Here is a 24,997-nt window from a genome sequence, read left to right as displayed (position 1 = left end):
GGCCCGCGCGGCGGCACCCCGGCCAGACCGGCCGGTGAGCGGCCGGCGCGGCCCGCTCCGGGGGCCCGTCCGGCGCGTACTCCCCGGTCTGCCGGCGTCGCCGACGACCCGGCAGCGTCCGACCAACCGGCGCCCGGCGCGAACCCGGGCGACCCGGTCGCGGACCCGCCGGCGCGCGGCGACCGGACCGACGACGACGGGGGTACGGCCTGATGCCGCTCTGGGTGGAGCTGGTGCTGCGGGTGGGCGGCGTGCTGGTCGCGTTCCTCACCCTGCCGTTGCTGGTGGGACAGGCCGAGCACAAGGTGATGGCGCACATGCAGGGCCGGCTCGGGCCGATGTACGCGGGCGGCTTCCACGGCTGGGCGCAGCTCGTGGCCGACGGGGTCAAGTTCGTGCAGAAGGAGGACATCACCCCGCGTGAGGCGGACCGGGCCGTGTTCCGGCTGGCGCCGGCGGTGGCCCTGGTGCCCTACCTGCTGGTGCTGCTGGTCATCCCGCTCGGCCCGAACGACCTGGTCGGGCAGCCGCTGGACATCGGCCTGTTCTTCGTGCTGGCCGTGGTCGGCGTCGGCGTGGTGGCGGTGCTCATGTCGGCCTGGGCGTCGGCCAACAAGTACAGCCTGCTCGGCGGGCTGCGCGGGGCGGCCCAGCTGCTCGGCTACGAGCTGCCGCTGGTGCTGGCCGCAGCGTCGGTGGCGATGGCGGCGGGCACGCTCAGCCTCTCCGGCATCGTCGCGGCGTGGCAACCGTGGTGGCTGCTCTGGCAGGCGCCCGCGATGATCATTTTCTTCGTCGCCGGCCTGGCCGAGATCCGCCGGCCCCCGTTCGACATGCCGGTGGCCGACTCCGAGCTGGTCTTCGGGTACATGACCGAGTACACGGGCCTGCGCTTCGCGTTCTTCCTGCTCGCCGAGTACGTCGGCATCGTGGTGATCGCGGCGCTGACCACGGTGCTGTTCCTCGGCGGCTGGCAGGGCCCGTTCGCCGACGACCAGCTGGGCTGGCTCTGGACGCTGCTCAAGGTCTTCGCCGTGGCCTTCGTGATCATCTGGCTCCGGGTGTCCTACCCGCGGCTGCGCGAGGACCAGCTCCAACGCCTCTGCTGGCTGGTGCTGGTGCCGGCCTCCCTCGCGCAGCTGGTCCTCACCGCCGCCGTCCGCATCGCCCTGTAGATCAGCTCGAAAGCGTCTTACGACCACCTCCGGCGCCGGCCACCTCCGCCGCCCGAGGGCGTACCCGACCGCTCAGCGCAGCGGGGTGTGCGCGGGATCGACGGGCTCCGCCGGGGGCGGTGGCGGCGTCCCGTCGCCGAACGGGCGACCGCCGAGCGATTCCCGGCCGTGCGGGGTGAGCCAGTTGGACAGGTCGGGGCCGAGGGGGACGATCCCGGTCGGGTTGATGTCCCGGTGCACCTCGTAGTAGTGCCGCTTGATGTGGTCGAAGTCGATGGTGTCCCCGAACCCCGGGGTCTGGAACAGGTCCCGGGCGTACGCCCAGAGCACCGGCATCTCGGTCAACTTCTGCCGGTTGCACTTGAAGTGGCCGTGGTAGACCGGGTCGAAGCGGACCAGTGTGGTGAAGAGCCGCACGTCGGCCTCGGTGATGGTGTCGCCGACCAGGTAGCGCTGGTTGGTCAGCCGCCCGGACAACCAGTCCAGCCGGTCGAACAACCGGTGGTACGCCTTGTCGTACGCCTCCTGGCTGCCGGCGAAGCCGCACCGGTAGACGCCGTTGTTGACGTCCCGGAACACCACGTCGTTGACCTCGTCGATCTGCGCCCGCAGGTGGTCGGGGTAGAGCTGCGGCGCGCCCTCGCGGTGGTACGGGCCCCACTGCGTGGACAGGTCGAGGCTCATCTGCGCGTAGTCGTTGGTCACCACCTGCCCGGTCGGCACGTCGACGATCGCCGGCACGGTGATGCCCCGCTCGTAGCCGGGGAAGCGCTTGAAGTACGCCTCCTGGATGCGCTCGATGCCGAGCACCGGGTCCCGGCCGTCCGGGTCGAGGTCGAAGGTCCAGCTTCGGGCGTCGTGGGTGGGGCCGGCCACCGCCATCGAGATGGCGTCCTCCAGACCGAGCAGCCGCCGCACGATGATCAGGCGGTTGGCCCACGGGCAGGCCCGGCTGACCGCCAGCCGGTACCGGCCCGGCTCCACCGGGTACCCGTCCCGCCCGTCCGCCGTGATCCGGGTGGCGATGTACCGCTGGTCCCGGGTGAACTCACCGCCCGGCTCGACGTACTTTCCGCCTGTTTCCTCGCCCACGTCGCCCTCCCGGTCCGGAATCGTCTTCGGTTCCCATCCTCGCTGATCTCCGGCCCGCCGGCTCGCCGCTGCCCAACCTGACCGCCGGTCCCACGTCCCGATCCGACCCCGGCTGCGGTCCCGCGTCCCGGCCGGGACCGGGCCCGGTGCGACGGCGCCGGTTAACCTGCCGGCATGACGGATGTGGAGGCGGCGGCCCGGCGTTTCATCGCCGACGTGTGGAACGCCCGCCGGGAGGAGTCCGCGTACGAGCTGATCGCCGAGGAATGCCCGGGGCTGGGCGGCACCGGGCCGGAGGCGACGCTGGCCTGGCACCGGGAGCGGCGGGCGGCCTTCCCGGATCTGCGCTACAAGATCGTGGACGTGGTGGCCGCCGGCGAGCGGGTGGCCGTGCACTGGCGGGCGGCCGGCACCCAGGCGGGGCAGTTCGGGCCGGTGCCGCCGACCGGGCAGGTGGTCAGCTACTCCGGGGCGACGTTCCTGCGCTTCGACGCGGCGGGCCGGATCGTCGAGGTGTGGAGCTGCAACGAGCTGTTCCAGCTACTCCAGCAGCTCGGCGTCGAGATGCTCCCGCCCACCGGCGGCGTCACCGGCTCCGGGGCGTGATCCGGCTGATCGGCAGGTTGATCGGGAAGGGCTCGCCGGTGTCGACGAACTTCGTCCACCGCCCGGTCTCGGTGTAGACCTCGTTCACCGCGTCGATCCGGTAGGTGATGACCTCCAGCGCGCCTTCCTCCGTCTCGACCCGCCAGTAGAACGGGATCCCGGCCTGGGCGTAGAGGGCCGGCTTCAGCACCCGGTCGATCGAGCGGGTGCTCGGGGAGACGATCTCGACGGCGAGCACCACCTCGTGCGGCTCGTACCGCGACGGCTCACGCGCCGCCGCGGCCGCCGTGGTGACCAGCACGTCGGGGATGAAGGAGCGGGTGCGGTTGATCCGCACCTCGACGCCCTGGGTGACGTCGTACCCGTCGGGACAGTCTGCTTCGAGCGCGACCATCAGGCGGCCAGCGATGGTCTGGTGCGTGCGGGTGGGGGAGAGGGACATCAGCAGCACTCCATCGAGCAGTTCCCGGCGGCGGCCATCCTCGGGCAGCGCATCCAGATCGTCTGTCGTCCACCCGCCCTCGGGCGGGTAGTCGCTCTGCAGCGCGGCGGTCATGGCGGGTCCTTCCAGGTGCGTCGTTCTCCCCGCGACCACGGTACCGCCGTCGACCCACGGGTGGTGGTCGCGCGCGCGGGGGCCACAGGGCAGGATGGTCGACATGAACGACCCCAGCGAGCACGGCGGTGCGGCCGGTGGCACCGAGCGCGGCCTCCCCGGCGCGGGTCTGGTGAAGGGGCTGGCGGTCACCCTCAAGACGATGACCAGCCGCTCGACCACCCAGCAGTACCCGGACGTCGCCCCCGAGCTGCCGCCCCGCTCCCGCGGCGTGATCGCGCTGTCCGAGGAGAACTGCACGGTCTGCATGCTCTGCGCCCGCGAGTGTCCGGACTGGTGCATCTACATCGACTCGCACAAGGAGGAGGTGGCGGTGCCCGGCGCCGCCCGCCCCCGTCAGCGCAACGTGCTCGACAAGTTCGACATCGACTTCTCGCTCTGCATGTACTGCGGCATCTGCATCGAGGTCTGCCCGTTCGACGCGCTCTACTGGTCGCCCGAGTTCGAGTACGCCGAGTACGACATCAAGGACCTGCTGCACGACAAGGACCACCTCGGTCAGTGGATGGCCACCGTCCCGCCGCCGCCCGCGCACGACCCGAACGGCGAGCCGGCCAAGGAGGAGACGGCCGCCGCGCGCAAGGCGGCCGCCGCACGTCCGGTCCCGCCTGCGGTACGCCCGGAGCCCGGCGCCGACCCGGGTCCGGCGTCGTGACGGCGCGGCGCGCGGCGACGCGAACCGGGAGGGTGGCCCGGTGACCGGCGCTGATGTGCTGCTGCTCGCCCTCGGCGCGGTGGCGGTCGGCGCCGGTGTGCTGGTGGTGACCACAAAACACCTGGTCCGGGCCGGGCTCTACCTGGTGGTCTGTCTGGGCGCGCTGGCCGGGGACTATCTCGTGCTCGGCGCCGAGCTGGTGGCCTGGGTGCAGGTGCTGATCTACGTGGGCGCGGTGGTGGTGCTCCTGCTGTTCGCGGTGATGCTGACCCGGGCGCCGATCGGCGCCTCCGACGACCTGGACCGGCCGGGCTGGCCGGCCGCGCTGATCGGTGGCGGCGCCGGGCTGGGGCTGACCGTCCTGCTGGTCGACGCGTACCGGTGGAGCACGGTTGAGCTGACCGGCGCTGGCGCCGGCACCGCGGAGCGGCTGGGGGAGCAGATCTTCCGGTCGTGGGTGCTGCCGTTCGAGGTGCTCTCCGTGCTGCTGCTGTCGGCGCTGGTGGGCGCGGTGGTGCTGTCCCGGCCGGACATCGGCCGGCCCGGCCCGGCGCCGGACGGCGTGCCGAGCCAGGACGTGGATTCCGGGGGGCGCCGGTGAGACCGGTCATCCCATACGTCACCGCCGCGCTGCTGTTCGGCCTCGGCGTCTACGGCGTGCTGCGCCGGCGCAACGCGGTGCTGGTGCTGATGGCGGTGGAGCTGATGCTCAACGCGGTGAACCTGATCCTGGTCACCGCGGACACCGCCGTCCGCGCCGTGCTGCCGCATTCCGGTCAGGTCTTCGCGCTCTTCGTCATCGTCCTCGCCGCCGCCGAGATCGGGGTGGGGCTGGCGATCGTTCTCCAGCTCTACCGGCTGCGCGCCAGCGTGGCCGTGGACGAGGTACCGCTGACCGAGCCCGCCGAGTCGCCGCGGACCGGCGGCGCGCCGGAGCCGGCCGCCGTCAGCGCCGCCGGCCGTGACACGGAGGTGGGCCGGTGAGCGGGGTGCTGGGCGCGTTGCTGCCCGCCGTACCGCTGGTCGCCGGGCTGGTCGGCCTGCTGCTGCCGCCGGCTCCGCGCCAGCCCGCCACCGGTGCGGGAGGCGGTGACCGGGCCCGGCGGGTGGCCGTCGCCCTCGGGGTGACCGGCGCGGCGGGGGCGCTCGCGCTGGCCGTCGCGCTCCTGCTGACGGTCGATCGACCCGAGGAGACGTCGACCACCTGGGTCGACCTCGGTGGGCTGACGGTGACCCTGGGCGTCCGGCTGGACGGCGCCGCCGCGCTGGTCGCGGTGGCGGTCACCGCGGTCGCCCTGGCCGTGCAGGTCTATTCGATCGGCTACCTGCGGCGCGGTCCGCACGACGACGTCGACGTGGACCACCGCTACCCGCCGTACGCCGCGCAGATCAGTCTCTTCACCGCCGCGATGCTGCTGGTGGTGGTCGCCGGCGACCTGGTCATGCTGCTTGTCGGCTGGGAGGTGATGGGCCTCTGCTCGTACCTGCTCATCGCCCACGACCGCCGGCTGCCCGGCGCGCCCGCCGCCGCGATGAAGGCGTTCCTGGTGACCCGCGTCGGTGACGTCGGGTTCCTGCTCGGCATCGCGCTGCTCGGTGTGTCGGCGGGCAGCTTCCGGATCGCCGACGTGCTCGCCCACGACCACTCCACGGCGACCCTGACCGCCGCCGGCCTGCTGCTGCTGGCCGGTGTGGCCGGCAAGAGCGCGCAGTTCCCGCTGCACACCTGGCTGCCGGACGCGATGGCCGGCCCGACGCCGATCTCCGCGCTCATCCACGCCGCGACGATGGTCGCCGCCGGGGTGTACGCGGTGACCCGCCTCTATCCGCTGTTCACGGCCGCGCCGGTGACGCTGACCGTGCTCGGGGTGATCGGGTCGATCACCCTGCTGCTCGGCGCGCTCGCCGCCACCGCGCAGGACGACATCAAGCGGGTGCTGGCCTGGTCGACCGTGTCCCAACTGGGCTACATGACCGGCGCGCTGGCGGTCGGCTCGCCGTCGGCGGCGCTGTTCCACCTGCTGACCCACGCCGCGTTCAAGGCGCTGCTGTTCCTCGCCGCGGGCGCGGTGATCCACGCGGTGGGCAGCACCCTGATGTCGGAGATGGGCGGGCTGCGCCGCAGCATGCCGGTGACCTTCTGGTGCACGGTGGTGGGCCTGGGCGCGCTGGCCGGGGTGCCGCCGTTGGCCGGCTTCTGGAGCAAGGACGGCGTGCTGACGGTCGCCGAGGCGGCCGCGCGGGAGGGCACCGGCCCGGCGCCGTCCTGGGTGGGCTGGCTGGTCTGGCTGGCCGGGCTGACCGGTGTGGCGATCACCGCCTGGTACGCGGGCCGACTGCTGCTGCGGGCCTTCTTCGGCGAGCCGCGGCTGCCGCTGGTCCGGCCGCACGACCCGCCGGCGGTGCTGCGCTGGCCGGTGCTGCTCCTGGCCGTGCCGGCCGCGCTGCTCGGCCTGGCCGGGTTCCTCGGGGCGTTCGCCGACCGGCTGCGGTTCGCCACCGTGCCGGTGGCGGGCGCGGAGGACGGCCTGGTCCACCTCGGGCCGGGGCTGCTGCTGCCGCTCGTGCTGCTCCTGGTCGGCGCGGGGCTGGTGCTGCTGGGCTGGCGCCGGGACACCGCCGCCGACCCGGCGGCCGCGCTGGGCCCGCTGCGGCCGCTCTTCGCCCGCGCGTTCCGGCTCGACGACGTCCAGCACGCCCTGGTGGTACGCCCGTTCCGGGCACTTGCCCGGGCCGCGCGCACCGGCGACGAGGTGGTCGTGGACGGCGCGGTCGAGGGCAGCGGTCGGGCCGCGTCCGGCCTGGGCGCCGGGCTCGCCGCGCTGCACCGGGCGGCACTGCCGCGCGCCGCGGCCGGGGTGCTGGCCGGTGCGCTGTTGATCGGGCTGGCAGCCGCCCTGATCGGAGGAAACCGATGAGCTTCGGGCAGGTGCTGCTGGTCGCTGTGCTGGTGCTGCCGGCGCTCGGCGCGGTCGCGGTGGCGGCGACACCGCGGGACCGGGCTGCCCGGCTGGTCGGCACGGTCGCGGCGGCGCTGACCCTGCTGGCCGCGGTGCCGCTGGTGTTCGGGGGCCGGAGCTGGTTCGCCTGGTCGGCAGGGGCGCCGGCGGTGCGGCCCTGGCACGAACTGGACCTGCCGTGGGTGCCCGGCCTGGATCTGCGCTTTCACCTCGGCGTCGACGGCATCTCCTGGCCGCTGGTGGTGCTGACCGCGCTGCTCACGCTGCTGTGCTGCGCGTACACGCTGTGGCGGGTGCCGGGCGGCGGCAGCGGTCGGGCGCTGGTGGCGCTGCTGCTGGTGGTCGAGGTGGGCATCCTGGGCACCTTCCTCGCCCTGGACCTGGTGCTGTTCTTCCTCTTCTTCGAGGTCGTCCTGCTGCCGATGTACGCGATCATCGCCGGCTGGGGCGGCGCGGACCGGCGTCGGGCGGCCCGCAAGTTCGCGCTCTACACCCTGCTCGGCTCGGTGCTGCTGCTCGTCGGCGTGTACGTCGTGGTCGCCGCCGCGGGCACCGCCGACGTGGTGGCGCTGACCGGTGGCGGCGGGTTGTCCCGAGGCACCCAGATCGCCGCGTTCACCCTGCTCGCGCTCGCGTTCGCGGTGAAGAGCCCGCTCTGGCCGTTGCACTCCTGGCTGCCCGACGCGCACACCCAGGCACCCACGGTGGGCAGTGTCGTGCTGGCCGGGGTGCTGCTCAAGATGGGCACGTACGGCCTGATCCGGGTGGCGGTGGGGGTGGCGCCGGAGGGCGCCCGCTGGGCGGCGCCGGTGCTCGGCGTGCTGGCCGTGGCCGCGATCCTGATCGGCTCGCTGGTCTGCCTCGCGCAGGACGAGATCAAGCGGCTGATCGCGTACTCCAGTGTCGGTCACATGGGCTTCGTGCTGCTGGGCGTGGCCACGCTGACCACGACCGGCATCCAGGCGGCGCTGATCGGCAACGTCGCGCACGGCGTGATCACCGGCCTGCTGTTCTTCCTGGCCGGCGCGGTGAAGGACCGTACCGGCACGGGCAGCCTGGCCGAGCTGTCCGGGCTGCGGGAGACCGCGCCCCGGCTGGCCGGCCTGCTCGCGTTCGCGGCTGTCGCGTCGCTCGGCCTGCCCGGGTTGGCCGGCTTCTGGGGGGAGGCGTTCGCGGTGATCGCGGCGATCCAGGTGGGTGGCCCGCTCTGGACCACCCTCGGGGTGCTGGCCGCGTTCGGTGGCGCGCTCACCGCCGCGTACTTCCTGCGGCTGCTGCGCCGCGTCACCCATGGCCGGCCGAGCACCGCCGTCGGCCGGGTCGGTCCCGCCCTCGCGGGGGCGGAGCTGACCGCGTGGGCGCCGCTGGTGCTGCTCGCGCTGGCCATCGGGCTGGCCCCGGCGTTGGTCCTCGGGGTCGCCGAGGCCCCGGTCAACGCCCTGGTGGGGGTGATCCTCCCGTGAACGTCGTGCAGAGCGTGGACAGCGTGGCGCTGCTGCCGGCCTATCTGGCGGCCGGCACCGCCGTGCTCGTGCTCATCACGGACCTGCTGCTGGCCCGACCGCGGGCCACGGTCGTCGTGGCCGCGCTCGGCGCGCTCGGCACCGCCGTCGGTGCCGCCCTGGTCGGTGCGGGTGGGGAGCGGCGGACGTTCTGCGTCGGCGCCGACTGTTCCTGGATCTTCGGCGGCCGGGCCGCCCTGGTCGGCGCGGTGGTGGCGCTGCTCACCCTGGGCGTGCTCGGGTTGTCCGTGCCGGCGCTGCGGGCCGGCCGGTCGCCGGTGGGGGAGTTCTGCTTCCTGCTCGCCTGCTCGATGACCGGCGGCGTGGTGCTCGGTGCGGCCGGTGACCTGATCACCCTGATCGTCGCCCTGGAGACGCTGACCCTGCCGCTGTACGTGCTGGTCGGTCTGCGGCGGGGGAGCCTGGCCAGCGCCGAGGCGGCGGTCACCTTCTTCGTGGTCAGCGTGGTGGCCACCACGCTGAGCCTGCTCGGCGCCGCGCTGCTGTACGCGGTGACCGGCGGGCTGCACCTGGACCGGCTGGGCGCGCTGCTCGCCGAACGGGCGGAGCTGCGGGACCTGCCGCTGACCACCGCCGCGGTGGCGTTGCTGCTGCTCGGGCTGGCCTTCAAGGTGGCGGCGGTGCCGTTCCACGCCTGGGCGCCGGCCACCTACGACGGCGCTCCGCTGCCGGTGGCCGCGTACCTGTCCACGGCGTCGAAGCTCGGCGGGGTGGCGGCGCTGCTCGCCGTGGTGCAGCGCGCGTTGCCGGCCGACCAGACCGGTCCGGTGCTCGCGCTGCTCGCGGTGCTCACCATGACCGTCGGCAACCTGGTCGCCCTGCGCCAGCGGCGTACCGTCCGGCTGCTCGCCTGGTCATCGGTCGCGCAGGCCGGCTACATCCTCGCCCCGCTGGGCGCGCTGGCGCTGGCCGCCGGTCGTACCGTCGAGGCCCGGGATGCCGCGTACGCCGCCGCCGTGGCGTACACCGTGTTCTTCGTGGTCCTGGAGCTGGCCGCGTTCGCGGGGGTGACCGCGTTGCGCCCGGCGGGTGCGGACGGCGGCACGCTGGACGACCTGCGCGGCGCTGCCCGCCGGCACCCGTGGCGGGCGGCGGCGCTGGGTCTCGCGCTGGTCGGCCTGGCCGGTCTGCCTCCCGGGCTGGCCGGGCTGTTCGCGAAGGTGACCGTGGTCCGGGCGCTGCTGGACGGCGACGCCGCCTGGTTGGCGCTGGTGGTGGCGGTGAACGCGGTGATCGGGCTGGCCTACTACCTGCGCGTGACCGCGGCCCTGTGGGCGCCGACGCCGGCGCCGGCCCCGACGCTGCCCGGTGGCGCGGCGGCCGTACCCCTGGTGGGGGTGGTGGGCGTGGTGCTGGCGGTGGCCACGGTGGCCGCCGTGGTGCTCGGTGTCGCCCCGCAACTGGTGCTGGACCTGGCCGGCCGCTGACCCCCGCCGGCCCGCTCCGGCGGCTCGACCGGGCGGATCTCAGCCAACTCTCAGCGTTGAGACGGATGGTTGGCGGGTACCGGGTTGTTGCACCGGTCAGCGGATCCCGGCGATCCGTGCACCGAAGGAGTGATCGTGCACCACAACCGTCTGAAGACCGCCGCGCTGCTCGGCCTGCTCACCGCCCTGATCCTGGCGGTGGGCTACGGGTTCGGCGGCAGTGGCGGCCTGGTCATCGCCGTCCTCGTGTCGTTGGTCATGAACGGCGTTTCCTACTTCTACTCCGACAAGCTCGCGCTGCGCTCGATGCGGGCGCAACCGGTCAGCGAGGCGGAGTTCCCCGAGCTGTACCGGATGGTTCGGGAACTGGCGACCGAGGCGCAGAAGCCGATGCCACGGCTCTACGTGAGCCCGACCGCGCAGCCCAACGCGTTCGCCACGGGTCGCAACCCGGAGCACGCGGCGGTCTGCGTGACCCAGGGCATCACCGAGATCCTCGACTACCGCGAGCTGCGCGGTGTGATCGGGCACGAGCTGTCACACGTCTACAACCGGGACATCCTGATCTCCAGCGTGGCGGCCGGTCTGGCCGGCATCATCACGTTCCTGGCGAACATCGCCTTCTTCATCCCGCTGGGCGGTGGGGACGACGAGGACCGGCCGAACCCGGCCGTGCTGCTGTTGACCCTGATCCTGGGGCCGATCGCGGCCACCGTCATCCAGTTGGCGATCAGCCGGAGCCGCGAGTTCCAGGCGGACGCCTCGGGCGCTGAGTTGAGTCGTGACCCGCTGGCCCTCGCGAGCGCGCTTCGCAAGATCGATGCGGTGGCCCGACGGCGGCCGCTGCCGGCACAGGGACAGCTCACCAGCACCGCGCACCTCATGATCGCCAACCCGTTCCGGGGCGGCGGTGTGGCCGCGCTCTTCTCCACCCACCCCAAGATGGAGGACCGGGTCGCCCGGCTGGAGCAGATGGCCGCCAACGCGGGGCCGGTGCAGTTCCAGCGCTGACCCGCTGATTGCCCACCTCCGCCCGCACCCGCTCTGGGTGCGGGCGGAGTGCTGTGTCGACCGCGATATCCGGTACCTCTCGACCATCGCCGGCGTTAGGGTCGTAACGGCTCACGCTCATTACATTCCTCGGAGGTTCACGGTGTCCGCACTGCGCCAGTATCTGGGTGTCTGGCGGATCCCCGGCGCGCCGATGCTGCTGGTCACCGGCATCATCGGCCGGCTCGGGATCGGTATGACCCCGCTGGCGCTGCTGCTGGTGGTCGAGCAGGTGACCGGGCGATACTCGCTCGCCGCCGTGGCCGGCGGGATCTACGCCGTCGCCGGTGCCGCGCTCAGCCCGGTGGCCGGTCGGATCGCCGACCGGGTCGGCCCGAGCCCGGTTCTGCTGGTCACCGCCGTGGCCCACCCGCTGGCGCTGATCGGGCTGCTGCTGGCCAGCCGGTCGGGCGACGACGCCCTTGCCGCCATCTACCTGGCCGCCGGCGTCGCCGGGGCGACCTACCCGCCGCTCACCGCCGCGATCCGTGGCGCGTGGAACGACCTGACCGGCCCCGGCTCCGACCGGTTCCACCTGCGCAACACCGCCCTGGCCGCGGAGACCTCGTTGTTCGAGATCGTCTTCGTGCTCGGCCCGCTGCTCGTCGCCGGGTTCGTGCTGTTCGCCGACGCGGCAGCCGCGCTCATCGGAGCGGCCGTGGTCACCCTGGTCGGCACCACCGCCGTGGCCCTCGGCCGGGTGATGCGCGGCTGGCGTCCGCACTCGCGCGAGCACCACGCTCGTGGGCTCGGCCCGCTGCGGGTGGGTGGCTTCCCGGCCCTGCTGGTCTGCGTGGCCAGCCTCGGCATCGCGTTCGGCGCCGCCGGCGTGATCGTTCCGGCGTACGCCGGCAACTACACCGCCGACGACCCGGAGAGCCTGGCCGGGATCCTGCTGGCGGTCTGGGGGATCGGCAGCGCGATCGGCGGATTCTGGTTCGGTGTTCGCCGGCCGTCACCGAACATGACCCGGCAGTTCGCCATGCTGCTCGCCGCGCTCGCCGGCACCTTCGTGGTGTTCGCGGTCATGCCCACGCCACTGGCGCTGGGCGTCGCCCTGGTCGTCGGCGGGGCCACCATCGCACCCGCCCTGACCCTGGAGAACACCCTGGTCGGCCGGATCGCGCCGGCCAGCATGCTGAACGAGGCGTACACCTGGGTGGTGACCATGTCGGTGGCGGCGAGCGCCGCCGGCGGCGCGGTGGCCGGCCTGATCGTGGACCACGCCGGCGGTGTGCCGTGGGCGTTCCTGTTCGCGGGGGCGTCGGTCGCCGTCGGGGCCGCGGTCGCCGCGCTGCCCGCCGGGCCCATCGCCCGCGCGGAAATCTCGACGGTACGCACCGACGAGCCCGTCGCCGCCTGACCCACCTGCCTGCCCGTCACCGCCTGACCCCCCTGCCTGCCTGCCTCGTGCGGTCAGGCCTGCTCGAACGGCAGCGGGCAGCAGGAGCTGCCGGCGCATTCGACCAGGTCGTCACAGCCCGCCGAGATCGCCGCCCGCAGGGAGTCCCGGACGGCCGTGAGGTCGGCCAGCCGTTGTTCCACCTCGGCCAGCTTCACGGCGGCCTGAGCCGGCAGTCCGCCGTTGCTCGGGCGGCGCTGGCGCTGACCGGCGTGGAGCAGGTCGGCGACCTCGCCGAGGGTGAAGCCGAGCCGCTGCGCGGTCTTGATGATCCGCAGCCGGGTGACCGCCTCCACCGGGTACAGCCGGTGCCCACCGGGCGAGCGCCGTGGTGCCGCCAGCAGGCCGCGACGTTCGTAGTAGCGCAGCGTCTGCGGGTTCACACCCGCGGCGCTGGCCAGCTGACCGCTGCGCAACCAGGACCCGGGCACCCCGGCGGGGCGCGCCCGCTCCGCGAGGGCGTCGAGGACACCCACATGCGAGGCCGGCACCCGTACGTCGAGCGTCAGCGCGTCCGGGCCGGACCGGGTGACGTCGAAGGTGAAGAACGAGCAGCACGCCGACTCGCGGGCGGACAGATCCCGGGCGCTGCGCTCGGCCTCCGCCGTGCCGACCAGATGCAGCCGCAGGAGCTGCGCGGACGGCCGGTCGAGCCGTCGGACGACGTCGGCGAAGAAGCGGTCGAACTCGGCGAGGCGGACGGGTTGCTCGGCCGCGGGCAGGCGGCAGGAGTCGGGAACCCACGTATCGTCCGTTCCGGGGTGTCGGTCGCTCACCACTCGACGGTAAGCCCGTACCCGGGTACCGGATGCAAGCCCGCACCCGGTGCGGCTCCAGACGGTCTACCGGACCGACCGGTGGAAGGAGACCCATGGCGAAGCTGCTGTACTCCGCGACGGCGTCGCTCGACGGCTACATCGCCGGCCCCGGCGGTGACATGTCCTGGCTGACCGAGCACCTCGTCGGCGAGAACCCGACGGCGGACCACCTGTTGGCCAACGTCGGCGCGATCCTGGCCGGCAACAACACCTTCGGCGGCGACGACCCGAACCGCGGCACCGACAGCGAGGGGGCCTTCGGCGGCCAGTACCACGGACCGGTCGTCGTGCTCACCCACCGGCCGCCGGCCGAGCCCGTCCCGGACGTCACGTTCGCCGGCGACCTGCACACCGCCGTCGCGCAGGCCAAGGATGCCGCCGGAGACAAGTATGTGAACGTGCTCGGCGCGAACGTCGCCAAACAGTGCATCGAGGCCGGGCTGCTCGACGAGATCCTGATGTTCTTCGCCCCGGTGCTGCTCGGTGACGGGGTGCGCATGTTCGACCAGCCGGGAGGGACCACGGTGCGGCTGGCGCCGATTCCCGGCGAGACCGCGCACTGGTACCGCGTCACCTACTGAGCCGGGAACGTGAAGACGGCTCCCGGCGGGTCCAGCGGCCGCGGAGGACCTTCGAACCGGTGGACGCCGACAGCGAACCGAACGTCGTCCGGAGCGTGGAACGCCTGCTCCACGAAGCCGGCATCCCGAAGCCACTCCCGTACTGCTGGGGTCAGGTCCGGGTCTCGCCGCGTCCTGGTCCAGATCACGGTGGCGCCCTCAGCACACAGCCGGGGCAGGGCGGCAATGGTTTGCTCGACGTCGGCGTCCGAGATGTTGCCGAAGACCCCGACCATGAGCACCAGATCAGCCGGAACCGCCCCCGCATACGAAGACAGCTGGCCCGCGTCCGCCTGCCTGATCACCATCTTGGAGAGCCCGGCCTGATCAGCGGCGGCCCGAGCGGCAGTCACATTGCCGGCGTCGTACTCAAGCAGGGTCCCGTGTACGCGCTGAGCATCAGACCTTGACGCGAGGACACCGATGAGGTCATGACCCTGCCCCGCACACGCGCTCACCACAGTCAGCCGCCCGTCGGGACGCCCATCAAGCCACGAGGCGATGTGCTGCTGGACCAGCCGCAGCCGACGCGACAGCGGAGAGCTCGCGTCGGCGTAGGGCTCATGCCACGCCTGCCAGTGCGTCTGGGCGGTCATCCGGGCTACCTAGCCAGAGCGAAGCTCACACCGATGCCCCGCCGGGGGACCCGATGCGTGCCCAGGTCACAAGGCATGGTCGATCCGTCCAACCGGCCGGCTGTCGCCGTCCTACCGGTAGTTAGTGAACTGGAGCGCGACGCCGAAGTCCTCGCCCTTGAGCAGCGAGATGACCGCCTGGAGGTCGTCCCTCTTCTTGCCGGTGACGCGGAGTTGGTCGCCCTGGATCTGGGCCTGGACGCCCTTGGGGCCCTCGTCGCGGATCTTCTTGCTGATCGCCTTGGCCTTGTCCGTCTCGATGCCCTGGATCACCTTGCAGTCGATCTTGAACACCTTGCCCGACGGGCGCGCATCGCCAGCATCCAGCGACTTCAGCGAGATGTTCCGCTTGACCAGCTTCTCCTTGAACACGTCCAGCGCGGCGCGTACCCGCTCCTCGGTCTCCGCCTGGAGGCCGATCGCCTCCTCGCCCGACCAGGAGATCTCCGCACCGGTGCCGCGGAAGTCGAACCGCGTCGAGAGCTCCTTCTCCGCCTGGCGGAGGGCGTTGTCAACCTCCTGGCGGTCGACCTTGCTCACGATGTCGAACGACGGGTTCGCTGCCATGCTCTGCTCCTGCTGTCCGGCGGTCTGGGCCTGCCGTCGGCCGCCCTACCGGCGGCACGACCCCCTGACCGTACCCGGTTGCGTCGGTGCCGGGTGGAGCCGCTATCCTTGCTTCCGCCGCCGCGTTGCGACGCGGTGGGGTGCCCTGGCGGGTTGCCCGAGCGGCCAATGGGAGCGGACTGTAAATCCGTCGCGAAAGCTACAGAGGTTCGAATCCTCTACCCGCCACCAGGTGCAGATGCGGCCCCTGACCAGCAGAGATGCTGATCAGGGGCCGTTGTCGTTGGTCTGGCCGGGTCCGGCTGAGTCCAGCCGTTGACGACTGGTTGTGGGCAGATCGTGGGCAGGTCGATCTTGCCCTTCAGGGCTCCTCTGGGGCTGCGAACGCTCGTGCTCCGAGGAGTTGCCGGCCCGGTGCAAACCACGCCTGGAGCGACCGGCTGAGGCTGCCATGAGGCTTACCTGGCCTCGGAGGTAGCCCGGGGGCAAGCCAGTCCTGGGGTTGGACTGGCGCGGCAGTCGGAAGCCCTGGCCGTCGATCAGGTCGACCTGCCGGCTTCCGTGCCGCCTGGCCGTGGTCGTCCTGTGTCTGGGTCAGTGGAGTTCGGGGCGGCGGTCCGGCGGCAGTCGGTGGCTCTCCGCGCCGGCGCCGGAGGCGGCCGGGGCGGCTTGCCGCCGGCCGGCTCACCGCCCGCGCCGCGCGAAGCGCGGCGCCTTGATCCATAACAGGCGAAATCGGCAGTGCTGGTTCCTTGGATCCAAGATTCCTGTCACGCGGCTTCCAGCGAGAGCGCGAGGACCGCGCGATCCAGGCAACCTGGGTCCAGCTAGTGCCGCCTTTGCTCGAACAAGTTTGACGCGCCGTCAGGCTGCTGTCTGTTCCTTGTCCGCTGCTGACGCCAGTCGTGCCGCTCGCCGGCCGTGTCGGGCCGAGACACACGCAACTTCGCTCCGGCCCTATCTCGCTCCTGCCGCTACGACCCGGCAGACTTGAGGCATGACGACCACGCCCAACGACCTGATCGTGCGCGCAGAGACACGCCGACTGGCATGTGGTGCGAAGCTCAGCGCGACACGTACGAAGCTCGGGCAGTTCTTCACACCCGCGCCGATCGCCGACCTGATCGTTGGTCTTGCCGACATCCCCGACAAGGGAAGCATCCGCAACCTCGACGCGGGCGCTGGTACGGGCTCGCTGACCGCAGCCCTAGTCGCCCGCGCCGCCCGTCAGGCACCAGATTTAAAGCTGAACCTGACTACTTTCGAGGTGGACCCTGACGTCAACGCTAGCTTGACCGCCACGCTGGGGGACTGCGCTGATGTTCACCCCGTCACCATTGATCAGCGTACTGACGACTTCCTCGTCTGGGCCGCCGAACAACTGCGAACCGGCTCGGACCCCCAATTCGATCTTGCGATTTTGAATCCGCCCTACCGCAAGATCCGCGCCAATGGTCCCGAGCGGGCCGTCTTAGACCCAGTAGGGGTAGAGACGACGAACCTCTATACAGCTTTTGTCCTCCTAGCGTTGCGCTTACTCGCGCCTGGTGGCCAGCTTATCGCCATTACGCCGCGGAGCTTTGCGAACGGCACCTACTTCTACAAGTTCCGCCAAGAGTTGCTGAGCAGGGCAGGGCTGCGCAATCTGCATGTCTTTGACAAGCGGAACACTGTATTTGCGGACAGCGATGTCCTTCAGGAGAATGTAATCTTCCGCGCCGTCGTCGGACACACGCCGAGCACTGTGCGGATCTCGACTAGCCAAGGGAATATCGATGAACCGGTCTCGCATGAGGTGCCATACGGGCAGGTGGTAAGCCCCAGCGACCCCAAATCTTTCATCCGTATTACAACAGACGTGGCAGGGCTCAACCTGGCTGAACGGATGGGTGCGCTACCCGCCTCGCTCGCGGACCTTCAGCTCAAAGTCAGCACGGGACGTGTGGTCGACTTCCGGACCCGGGAGAACCTGCGGGCTGAGTATGAAGCGGACACGGTGCCGCTGCTCTATCCGGGGCATCTGAGCGCGGGGCGCATCAGCTGGCCAATGCGGGCTGGCCGGAAACCAAACGCCTTGGTCGAAAACGCCGATACCGCACCATTGCTGCTTCCATCGGGTGCGTATGTACTCGTAAAGCGGTTCAGCGCAAAAGAGGAGCCGAGGCGCGTCAGCGCAGCGCTACTTATGTCGAGCGATACCCCAGGTGCGCTCGTCGCGATCGAAAACCACCTGAACGTCTTCCATGCGGACAATGCCGGGATCGACCTCGAGGTAGCGGCTGGTCTAGTCGCCTTCCTGAACAGCACACCGGTCGACCAGTTCGTACGACTGTTCAGCGGGCATACGCAGATAAATGCGGGCGATTTGCGTAGCCTTCGGTATCCATCCCTCGAGCAATTGCGCCAGATCGGCGCGACGGCTGGGCAGTCTGTCGGCGTTGGCAAAGTGGACTCAGTGGTGCAGGATGTGCTACCAGACCTGTACCCATGATCTTGGAGTTCTTTTGTCGGTGGGAGATCAGCAAAATGCCCGAGTCGACGAGGCGCGGACCGCGCTAAAGCACTTGGGGCTACCTGCGCAGCAGCAGAACGTTCGCACGGCCCTGGTGCTCTTGAGCATGCTGGACCTGGACCCGGACGAACCCTGGTCGACAGCACGACAGACAACACGGGGAATCACCGAGAGCATGACCTGGATGGCAGAGCGCTATCCGTTTGTCAAGAAGGGCCGGAAGGACCCTGTCCGATACGCCCCGAATAGCCGTGAGAGTGTCCGCAAGCAGAGCGTCCACCAGCTCATGGCTGCGGGCATCCTCGAGGCAAATAGCGACGCGCCGGACCGCGCTGTGAACAGCGGCGACTATTCATACCGTCCGACGGAGATCGCGCTTACTGCGCTACGGACCTTCGGCACGCCTGATTGGTCGTCTGCTCAAGCCACCTTCATGCAAGAGCTCGGGTCACTCCGGCACCGTTGGGCAGCAGAAAGGGAGCGGCACCGGGTTCCGGTGCGGTTGCCGGACGAGTCCAAGGTGACGCTTAGCGCTGGCAAGCACAGCGCTTTGATCGCAGCCGTCGTAGAGGATTTTGCTGCCTACTACACCCCGGGCGCTAAGGTCGTCTATCTGGGTGACACGGGGGCCAAGTGGGTTGTGAACGAGGATGCGTATCTAGCGGACCTCGGCATCAAAGTTGACCCGCACGGCAAGATGCCAGATGTTCTCCTGCATGACATCGAGCGAGACTGGCTGGTGTGCGTGGAGGCATACCAGTCGGTTGGGCCAGTGGATGCGAAGAGGGTTGGCGAGCTGCGCACGCTGCTTGCGGGATGCCGTGCCGGCTTGGTCTTCGTGACTGCTTTTCCAGACAGGGCAACCTTCCGGGCTGCATCCGCCGACATCGCCTGGGAGACAGAGGTTTGGATCCGGGATGCGCCCACTCACTTGATCCACTTCAACGGCGAGCGGTTTCTTGGTCCCTACGAGACATCCCCGGGAACGTAGAAGTCGTCTCTGCCCGCGGCGCAACACCTTCTTTAGGTTCGGCGGCCAAGCTCGCTGCATGACTACTTCGCCCATCGACCTTGACGCAAAGCCAGCGAGACTTTGCTCGGCGTCCGGCTCGCGCTCTGCCGTCCCGTCCGCTTACTCGCCGCACCCTAGACTCGGACACTCTTCGTCGGTACGGTGGTCTGTCTAACATGCTGATGCGCGATGTCCATAGGAGTACGATGCGCACTGACGGTGACGTCACGCGGAGGTTCGAACTGGCGCAAGATGCGCTGGTTCTTCAGGCTTCTGACCTGTCTCTTGAAACTGTGGCCTCGATGGTTGAGAGTGAAGCTATCGATGTGCGCCCTCAATTTCAACGTCGCGAAAGATGGGATCCCGCTAAACAGTCGGCTCTAATCGAGTCTTTCCTGCTTAACATTCCCGTGCCTCCTGTGTACCTGGCCGAGGATGATTTCGGAAGCTATTCTGTTATTGACGGAAAGCAGCGACTTACAGCGATTCATGAGTTCATGAGAAACCGCTTAACACTCTCGCTGCTCGGCAGGTTCGATGAGCTCAACGGTTACCGATTCCGGGACCTTCCACCCCCGCTCAAGAACGCACTTCTTGTCCGCCCGTATATTCGGGCGGTGACACTTCTGCGTCAAAGTGACCCTGCAACTAAATATGAGGTTTTCCATCGCCTCAACTCAGGGGGTCAACCGCTCAACGCTCAAGAGATTCGTAACGTCATATACCGAGGCACCCTTAACGACCTGCTCGTGAAGCTATCCGAGAATGCCTTCCTTCGCCACCAGCTGAAGATTCGTGATACAAAGTCTCCGGCTTACAGGGCCATGCTGGATGTCGAATATGTTTTGAGATACTTCACCCTGATGGACGCTTGGCAGCAATTTTCGGGCGACTTCCGCTGGTCCATGGACGTTTACATGCAGAGGAATCAAGACCCTGATCCGAAGTCGCTGAAGAGCCTATCATCTAGCTTCGTGAATGCAATAAACGGGTGCGAGCGGCTCTGGGGAGTGAATGCGTTCAAGCGACCCGATCGAGGCGCGTGGCGAGATCAAGCTCTAGCCGGGATGTACGACAGTCAGATGATCGCCGTCAGCCTTGTTCCCGCTGCCGTGATTGAAAAACTGGGACGCAAGAGGGGGCGTGCGGAACAAGTAACGCGAGAGCTTTTCGAGGACGAAAATTTTGAGGATGCGGTCCGCGTCGCGACCAATACACCGTCCAAGGTGAGATACAGAGTGAGTCAGATGGCGGATGCGCTGCGCGAGGCGGCTGGATAGCTTATGTCGGTAACGCGCCGCAATTTCCTGGACAGAGTCGTTGCCGTACAGGATGCACTTGGCCAATCACTTCTAATTGACCAATCGCTTACTGATATCTCCCACAACAACCGAGCTCGAATTCTACGCAACGGCTTGATGGTCGTGACATTCAGTGCGCTCGAAGACTTTATACGCGAGCGATCGGCAGAGGTATTAAGCTACATCAGCCGAACCGCGCTCGCTTTTTCCGATCTTCCCCGCGACTTAATCCTTGCGGCAACTGAGGAGGTCATGCGAGCAGCTCACGCTCACGCGAAGATGGCTAGCCGCCAAGGTGATGACCCGGTGCCTCTGCTCCAGCAGGCCGCGTCCGAAGTGGCGAGCACTCTCAGCGGTCCGCTGCACATATCGAAGTTCTCATTGGGTTACAACGGTTCAAACGTGGGTGCCGAAGAAGTGAGCAATATTCTAAGGACACTGCACGCTGCGGATCCCTGGAATGAAATGACAAGACTCGGATCTCGGGTAGGTCTGGGTGGAGTGCCTCTCAGGGACGCATACGCCCAAGGGCTGAGACTGCGCAACCGGGCAGCGCACAAGGCAGATTCCAATATTCAGCCAAGCGAGTTGCTGACCTTCTGTCAGCAGGCTAAGGCAATTGCTCTTGGATTCGATCTCCTTGCGAGCAGGGCGGCACGTGTGATTCACGACAGCGGCACTAGTTTCGCACAAGCTTCACGTCCGAAGCTGACGGACGCTATTTCCATTGTTTTTGTCGACTTCGATGGAAGGCGGTACGTCTGCAAGAAAGAGAACGCCCGCCGAGCGCTGAAGACCGAACCCGACAGAGATGCTGCCTGGTTGTATGCAATGTCGAAGGCTAGGCCCAGTTACGACGCTGTCGTGGAACGAGATAAGAGCGGAACGGCAATCCGTTGGGAGAGCACAGACTGCGCTTGAGCGAACGGGCTCGAATTGCACCTGGCAGGCGGCTGGCGCCGCGTCGCCACTCGTAGCGTGGGCCACGTGAGGGTGTGCCGGCATTACGACTGCTGCGCGAGCCCTTCGCTGATCAAGGAATTGTCGCTAGCTCCCACCTCATTGTGGTCACTCCAATGGTCGGTCGATCTGAGCCGATAGACTCGGGCGACCCTCTCAACTCCCCTATCTCTCCGTGTAACGCTCTCGTCTTCGATCAAGGTTGCCCCGACCTCAATGCCGAATAGGGACGCTAGCTCTGCATCCGCAGCGACCTCACGACGCTTCGTTTCTGAGCCGCTGCACCTATCCGGATCATGATCGTAGGAGTAGGCCCGAACGAAAGTTCCCCTGCCATGCTCGGTATGCGCCAGGCCCTCCTTTCGAAGAGCATCTATGGCTTTGCGGACTGTGCCGCGGCTCGCCCGGAACTCGCTGGTTAGTGCGCTCTCGGCTGGCAAGAGGGCTCCGGGTGGAATCACGCCGCTCTCGATGCGTTCTCTCAGCTTGTCCGCGATGACGCGGTACCGGGGCTGTCCGTGGTGCGGGGTGGGCACGTGCTCACCGTACCTGGCACTTGTCTTGCCAAGTGCCAACCAAGTGAGCTGTTTGATGCCTAGACAACTCGTCCACTTGTAGATACGTTTCTTGGTGTGCAGTCGGGGTGACGGCTCGTGTCAGCGGTGGGCGCGCGCCGACCTTGGTCGCACCTGATGCGCGGCGTTTTGTCGGACCGGTTGCGGTAGCCGCGCGCACAAGTTGGCTCGGCGATACCCGACCCGTCTGCGTCGTCGGACGGTGCGCCGTGCCTTCATCCGGGCCGGTGGCCGGCCGCATTCCCCCGTGGTTGGCCACCGGTCCCCGCCTACCTGTGGAGGTGCGATGTCCGGCTCTCAACGTCGGCACCGTTGGTGCTCGTCCTGGTGGTCTCGGAGGCGCCCATCTGCCCGGCGTGCCAGCAGCAACGTTCAGTCGAGTTCACGCGCAGGATCTACGACCTCCTCGCCGCGGTGGTCGACGGACGCCACCCGCGAACTGCCTGCGCTCCGGTATGCGCTCTTGATGACGCGAGCCCAGCTCTTCCGAGGCAACGGCGGGCGGTGGCCGCGATGAGTCGTACGAACAAGCTGGCCGCAGTCGCGAGCCACCCGGATTGGTGCGCCCCGGATCGCTGCGGCTACCTGGTGCCGCCGGTGATGACTCATATGGCCCGCCGTCATCGCGGCCCAATGCAGCGGGCGGGCGACAGTCGAGCGGGCGGGCTCGTCGTCACGTACCTCATCAGCAGTGAGGCTCTGGGTGGCCCCATGGTCGGTGTCCACGTGACGTGCCGGGCCGGGAACGCCTGGGCGGAGTTGTCCTTGCCGCAGGCGGCCCAACTGGTCGAGCAACTTCGCGGATCGCTTGCACAGGCCACCGGGCAACAGGGGGCCGGCGATGAGTAAGGGTGCTGACATCCCCGAGGGCCCGTCGCCGTCGTCGATCGCACCGGTCGTGTGCCCTGTCTGGTGTCGGGGCTGCGGGCCGAACGACCCGATGCACCGCGGGCTACTCACCACGATCGGGCGGGAGCGGTCCGGCTGGGTCACCGTCCAACTGGTCGTTGATCGGTTCGCGCGCCGGGACCTGGCCGTGAAGCTCGACGCGACCCGCTATGGCGCGACGCAGACCGTGCTCCTGTCGTCCGCGCAGGTGGACCGGCTCATTGACGAGTTGGTATACGCCCACCTGGAGATGCTGACACCGGTAGATAGCGACGAGCGGGCGGGGGAGGCGCGGTGAATGCCAACAGCCGTCGGGGCCTAGCCGTTCCACGTACTCCCGTCCCACGCCCAGCGCGGCCACCGCGAGCAGCGGTAGCGGTGCCTCCCGTTCCCGAGCGGCCCGCTGGCGGGACCACCTGGCAGACGTTGGAACGTCTAGGGGGTACGGTGACCGGTGTGCATGGCCGGGACTGGCGCCCTCGCTACCTGCAACTCGCGGAAGAGTTGCGGGCGAAGATCGTGAGCGGTGAACTTGCGCCCGGAACGCTGATGCCCAGCGAGACCGAGTTGGCCGACACCTCGGGCCTGTCGCGCACCAGCGTCCGCAACGCCATCCGGCAGCTCCGCGAATGGGGCCTGGTCCGCGCGGAGCAGGGGCGCGGCACCTACGTGCGGGCACCCCGCCAGCGGGTACGCCGTCGCAACACCGAGCGGTACCAGTGGGAGAAGGATCGCGTCCTGCTCGACGAGGACGAGCGGCTGAAGACTGGCGCTACCGAGCACGACACCGGCCTGACCGTCGACGATCTGAAGTTCCACGCCGAGTACTCCCGGGTAGAGGCGGATGCGGAGATGGCGGCGGCCTTGCAGGTCGAGCCGGGTACTTCGCTGTTGCGCCGGGTCTACTGGACGTCGTCGCGGCACGAGAACGCGCCGCTGACCGTGTCGTACTCCTACCTGCCGTACGACCTTGTGGCCGCGAACCCGGACCTGCTCGACGCGGGCAAGGAGCCGTGGCCGGGCGGCACGCAGCACCAGCTCTACACGCTTGGCATCGAGTTGGACCGGATCGACGACGAGATCCGCGCCCGTCCGCCGTCGCCGGATGAGGCAGAGCTGCTGGACATCGACCCTGGGGTCTCGGTGCTAACGGTTCGGAAGACCTCGATCGACACCGCGGGCCGAGTCGTCGAGGTCGCCGACGTGGTGATGCCGGGGGACCGGACCGAGCTTGTCTACTCCCACAAACTCCAGCGGTGGAAAACTTGACGCAGCTCGTCTCGGTCATCACTCCGGTTCACGCGCCCAGCATCGAGTACCTGGCTGGCGCCTACGAGTCGCTGGCCAAGCAGGAGATGCCGGCCGGGTGGGACTGGGAATGGCTCGTCCAGGAAGACGGGCAGACCGGCGCCCTGGTCGACGCGCTTCCCAACGATCCCCGGATCAGTCTGGGCACCGGCCGTCCCGGTGGACCTGGTGTCGCCCGTACCCTCGCGCTTTCCCGAGTCTCCGGGCAACTCATCAAGGTCCTGGACGCCGACGACCAGCTGACACCCGGTGCGCTCGCCCGGGACATCGCCGCGTTCGACGCGCACCCGCAGATCGGCTGGACCACCTCGCGGGTACTTGACCTGCTGCCCGACGGGTCGACCGCCGGGTGGGACAAGGACCCGGCTGGCGGGGTCATCGACCGCGGTTCGGTCCTGTCGTTCTGGCAGGCCAACGACTACCGGGCATCGGTGCACCCGGCGACCCTGTGCCTGCGCCGGGATCTCGTCTTCGCCCTGGGCGGCTGGATGGCGCTGCCCGCCTCCGAGGACACCGGTCTCCTGCTCGCCGCCAACGCGGTCACCGCGGGCTACTTCACCCGGGAGTACGGCTTGCTCTACCGCAAGTGGCCCGGCCAGGTCACCAGCCAGGCCGCGCACCGGGAACCGGCCGAGTACCAGGCACGAATGAGGATCATCGAGGCCCGAGCCAACGCCCTGGCCTCGATGATCCCGAACGGCTTCGCCGGCGGCGCTACGGCGTAGCCTCGTGCCCCGGCATCCCGTGCGTACGCCGCCGCTCCTTCATCTCCGCCTCGAAGATGTGCCGTCGGCCGCCGGCTAGCTTCTCCCGCGCATCCCGCTCGATCTCCTGGAACGCGGCGTAGTAGCCATCGTCGAACTCCTCCATGATCTGGAAGGTCCACCGGCCGGGTAGCACGTTGCGCCCCAACAGTTCGCGCTCGACCCGGTCGGCCGTCTCGTCGTGCCCGGCCTCGCGGAGCAGCTTCACCACCCGGTCAAGGGTGAGATCCGCCCCGCCCACCAGTTGGTGCGCCGAGTACAGGTGACCTCGTACCCGGTGGATCGTCTCAAGAGCCTTGCTCAAATCACCCAGGGCCTCGACGGTCTTGTCATCCACACCCGCCGGTCGCGAGTGCTCATGATCGACAGCCTGGCCCTCCTGCTCGTACGCCATGCCTGCCCCGATACCCAGCCAGTCAGATTTGACGCTTCCCCGGTCACTGACGGCCCGGCGCCGAGGCGTTACATACAATCGCAATCAAGGTCAAGCAAGGACGCGGTCCTTATTGCGCGAATCCCTGCAATTATTTT

General features: G+C 69.1%; 25 protein-coding genes, 1 tRNA gene and 1 pseudogene. 20 read left to right on the top strand and 7 right to left on the bottom strand.

Annotated features, from left to right (window positions below; genetic code table 11):
* Both EAD89_RS31135 and EAD89_RS21615 read left to right on the top strand, forming a co-directional pair.
* A pseudogene (locus EAD89_RS31135) lies at positions 1-213 on the top strand (NADH-quinone oxidoreductase subunit C); the annotation flags it as partial.
* A complete protein-coding gene (locus EAD89_RS21615) occupies positions 213-1,175 on the top strand; it encodes a complex I subunit 1 family protein (protein WP_121656084.1) in 963 nt (320 codons plus the stop codon). The pseudogene EAD89_RS31135 and the gene EAD89_RS21615, both read left to right, overlap by 1 nt.
* A 72-nt stretch (positions 1,176-1,247) precedes the next feature.
* On the opposite strand, the gene EAD89_RS21610 is transcribed toward EAD89_RS21615, so the two are convergent.
* Positions 1,248-2,267 (bottom strand): glutathione S-transferase family protein, encoded by a 1,020-nt coding sequence (locus EAD89_RS21610; RefSeq protein ID WP_233578906.1) that lies wholly within the window; start codon positions 2,265-2,267, stop codon positions 1,248-1,250.
* A gap of 174 nt (positions 2,268-2,441) precedes the next feature.
* Here EAD89_RS21610 and EAD89_RS21605 point away from each other — a divergent pair, with 174 nt between their 5' ends.
* Positions 2,442-2,873 (top strand): ester cyclase, encoded by a 432-nt coding sequence (locus EAD89_RS21605; protein WP_121676995.1) that lies wholly within the window; start codon positions 2,442-2,444, stop codon positions 2,871-2,873.
* On the opposite strand, the gene EAD89_RS21600 is transcribed toward EAD89_RS21605, so the two are convergent.
* Positions 2,854-3,429 (bottom strand): Uma2 family endonuclease, encoded by a 576-nt coding sequence (locus tag EAD89_RS21600; protein ID WP_121676990.1) that lies wholly within the window; start codon positions 3,427-3,429, stop codon positions 2,854-2,856. The two genes, EAD89_RS21605 and EAD89_RS21600, sit on opposite strands and share 20 nt — an antisense overlap.
* A 94-nt stretch (positions 3,430-3,523) precedes the next feature.
* Here EAD89_RS21600 and EAD89_RS21595 point away from each other — a divergent pair, with 94 nt between their 5' ends.
* From EAD89_RS21595 to EAD89_RS21560, 8 genes are all read left to right on the top strand, one after another.
* Positions 3,524-4,144, top strand: a complete 621-nt coding sequence (locus EAD89_RS21595) for an NADH-quinone oxidoreductase subunit I (RefSeq protein ID WP_121676989.1) — start codon at positions 3,524-3,526, stop codon at positions 4,142-4,144.
* Between the two features lie 40 nt (positions 4,145-4,184).
* Positions 4,185-4,745 (top strand): NADH-quinone oxidoreductase subunit J, encoded by a 561-nt coding sequence (locus EAD89_RS21590; RefSeq protein ID WP_121676988.1) that lies wholly within the window; start codon positions 4,185-4,187, stop codon positions 4,743-4,745.
* Complete coding sequence (nuoK, locus tag EAD89_RS21585) at positions 4,742-5,128, top strand: NADH-quinone oxidoreductase subunit NuoK (RefSeq protein ID WP_233578904.1); 387 nt, start codon at positions 4,742-4,744, stop codon at positions 5,126-5,128. The genes EAD89_RS21590 and nuoK overlap by 4 nt, the downstream gene beginning before the upstream one ends.
* Positions 5,125-7,062, top strand: a complete 1,938-nt coding sequence (locus tag EAD89_RS21580) for an NADH-quinone oxidoreductase subunit L (RefSeq protein ID WP_121676987.1) — start codon at positions 5,125-5,127, stop codon at positions 7,060-7,062. Before nuoK ends, EAD89_RS21580 begins: the two co-directional genes overlap by 4 nt.
* Positions 7,059-8,567, top strand: a complete 1,509-nt coding sequence (locus EAD89_RS21575) for a NuoM family protein (protein WP_121676986.1) — start codon at positions 7,059-7,061, stop codon at positions 8,565-8,567. The genes EAD89_RS21580 and EAD89_RS21575 overlap by 4 nt, the downstream gene beginning before the upstream one ends.
* Positions 8,564-10,054: an NADH-quinone oxidoreductase subunit N gene (locus EAD89_RS21570; RefSeq protein WP_121676985.1), complete on the top strand. Its 1,491-nt coding sequence runs from the start codon at positions 8,564-8,566 to the stop codon at positions 10,052-10,054. Before EAD89_RS21575 ends, EAD89_RS21570 begins: the two co-directional genes overlap by 4 nt.
* Before the next feature lie 135 nt (positions 10,055-10,189).
* Positions 10,190-11,065 carry a zinc metalloprotease HtpX gene (gene htpX / locus EAD89_RS21565; protein ID WP_121655420.1) on the top strand — a complete coding sequence of 292 codons (876 nt, stop codon included), beginning with the start codon at positions 10,190-10,192 and terminating at the stop codon, positions 11,063-11,065.
* Positions 11,066-11,207: 142 nt separating this feature from the next.
* Complete coding sequence (locus EAD89_RS21560) at positions 11,208-12,467, top strand: MFS transporter (RefSeq protein ID WP_121655414.1); 1,260 nt, start codon at positions 11,208-11,210, stop codon at positions 12,465-12,467.
* Positions 12,468-12,520: 53 nt separating this feature from the next.
* Here the strand turns inward: EAD89_RS21560 and EAD89_RS31130 are convergent, their stop codons facing one another.
* Positions 12,521-13,282 carry a MerR family transcriptional regulator gene (locus tag EAD89_RS31130; protein WP_233578902.1) on the bottom strand — a complete coding sequence of 254 codons (762 nt, stop codon included), beginning with the start codon at positions 13,280-13,282 and terminating at the stop codon, positions 12,521-12,523.
* A 95-nt stretch (positions 13,283-13,377) separates the two neighbouring features.
* Between EAD89_RS31130 and EAD89_RS21545 the strand changes: the two genes are divergently transcribed.
* Positions 13,378-13,905 (top strand): dihydrofolate reductase family protein, encoded by a 528-nt coding sequence (locus tag EAD89_RS21545; RefSeq protein ID WP_121676984.1) that lies wholly within the window; start codon positions 13,378-13,380, stop codon positions 13,903-13,905.
* Here EAD89_RS21545 and EAD89_RS21540 read toward each other — a convergent pair.
* Positions 13,899-14,540 carry an SAM-dependent methyltransferase gene (locus EAD89_RS21540; protein WP_121676983.1) on the bottom strand — a complete coding sequence of 214 codons (642 nt, stop codon included), beginning with the start codon at positions 14,538-14,540 and terminating at the stop codon, positions 13,899-13,901. The two genes, EAD89_RS21545 and EAD89_RS21540, sit on opposite strands and share 7 nt — an antisense overlap.
* A gap of 111 nt (positions 14,541-14,651) precedes the next feature.
* A complete protein-coding gene (locus EAD89_RS21535; RefSeq protein WP_121676982.1) occupies positions 14,652-15,146 on the bottom strand; it encodes a YajQ family cyclic di-GMP-binding protein in 495 nt (164 codons plus the stop codon).
* A 147-nt stretch (positions 15,147-15,293) separates the two neighbouring features.
* On the opposite strand from EAD89_RS21535, the gene EAD89_RS21530 reads away from it, so the two are divergent.
* The 5 genes from EAD89_RS21530 (at position 15,294) to EAD89_RS30285 (ending at position 20,892) form a co-directional block, all read left to right on the top strand.
* A tRNA-Tyr gene (locus EAD89_RS21530) sits at positions 15,294-15,377 on the top strand.
* Positions 15,378-16,143: 766 nt separating this feature from the next.
* On the top strand, positions 16,144-17,637 hold the full coding sequence (locus EAD89_RS21525) for an Eco57I restriction-modification methylase domain-containing protein (protein WP_121676981.1): 1,494 nt from the start codon (positions 16,144-16,146) through the stop codon (positions 17,635-17,637).
* Positions 17,612-18,649, top strand: coding sequence for a BsuBI/PstI family type II restriction endonuclease (locus EAD89_RS21520; protein ID WP_121676980.1), 1,038 nt, complete (start codon positions 17,612-17,614; stop codon positions 18,647-18,649). Before EAD89_RS21525 ends, EAD89_RS21520 begins: the two co-directional genes overlap by 26 nt.
* Before the next feature lie 227 nt (positions 18,650-18,876).
* Positions 18,877-19,950, top strand: a complete 1,074-nt coding sequence (locus tag EAD89_RS21515) for a DUF262 domain-containing protein (protein ID WP_199733584.1) — start codon at positions 18,877-18,879, stop codon at positions 19,948-19,950.
* A 3-nt stretch (positions 19,951-19,953) separates the two neighbouring features.
* Entirely contained in the window at positions 19,954-20,892 is a 939-nt protein-coding gene (locus EAD89_RS30285; protein ID WP_158610764.1) for a HEPN domain-containing protein, read from the top strand.
* 83 nt (positions 20,893-20,975) lie between these two features.
* Here the strand turns inward: EAD89_RS30285 and EAD89_RS31375 are convergent, their stop codons facing one another.
* Positions 20,976-21,467: a GntR family transcriptional regulator gene (locus EAD89_RS31375; protein WP_158610763.1), complete on the bottom strand. Its 492-nt coding sequence runs from the start codon at positions 21,465-21,467 to the stop codon at positions 20,976-20,978.
* A gap of 880 nt (positions 21,468-22,347) precedes the next feature.
* Here EAD89_RS31375 and EAD89_RS31125 point away from each other — a divergent pair.
* The 3 genes from EAD89_RS31125 to EAD89_RS21490 all read left to right on the top strand — a co-directional run bounded on the left by EAD89_RS31125 (position 22,348) and on the right by EAD89_RS21490 (position 24,427).
* Positions 22,348-22,692, top strand: a complete 345-nt coding sequence (locus EAD89_RS31125) for a precorrin-4 C11-methyltransferase (protein WP_233578900.1) — start codon at positions 22,348-22,350, stop codon at positions 22,690-22,692.
* 149 nt (positions 22,693-22,841) lie between these two features.
* Positions 22,842-23,663: a GntR family transcriptional regulator gene (locus EAD89_RS21495; protein ID WP_121676978.1), complete on the top strand. Its 822-nt coding sequence runs from the start codon at positions 22,842-22,844 to the stop codon at positions 23,661-23,663.
* Positions 23,651-24,427: a glycosyltransferase gene (locus tag EAD89_RS21490; RefSeq protein WP_233578898.1), complete on the top strand. Its 777-nt coding sequence runs from the start codon at positions 23,651-23,653 to the stop codon at positions 24,425-24,427. Before EAD89_RS21495 ends, EAD89_RS21490 begins: the two co-directional genes overlap by 13 nt.
* On the opposite strand, the gene EAD89_RS21485 is transcribed toward EAD89_RS21490, so the two are convergent.
* Positions 24,417-24,860, bottom strand: a complete 444-nt coding sequence (locus EAD89_RS21485; RefSeq protein ID WP_121676976.1) for a hypothetical protein — start codon at positions 24,858-24,860, stop codon at positions 24,417-24,419. The genes EAD89_RS21490 and EAD89_RS21485 overlap by 11 nt on opposite strands.
* Positions 24,861-24,997: the final 137 nt, after the last annotated feature.

Origin of the sequence: Micromonospora sp. BL4 (genome assembly GCF_003667505.1) — a bacterium.
Taxonomy (GTDB): domain Bacteria; phylum Actinomycetota; class Actinomycetes; order Mycobacteriales; family Micromonosporaceae; genus Micromonospora.
This window is presented reverse-complemented; position numbering and strand designations above follow the sequence as displayed.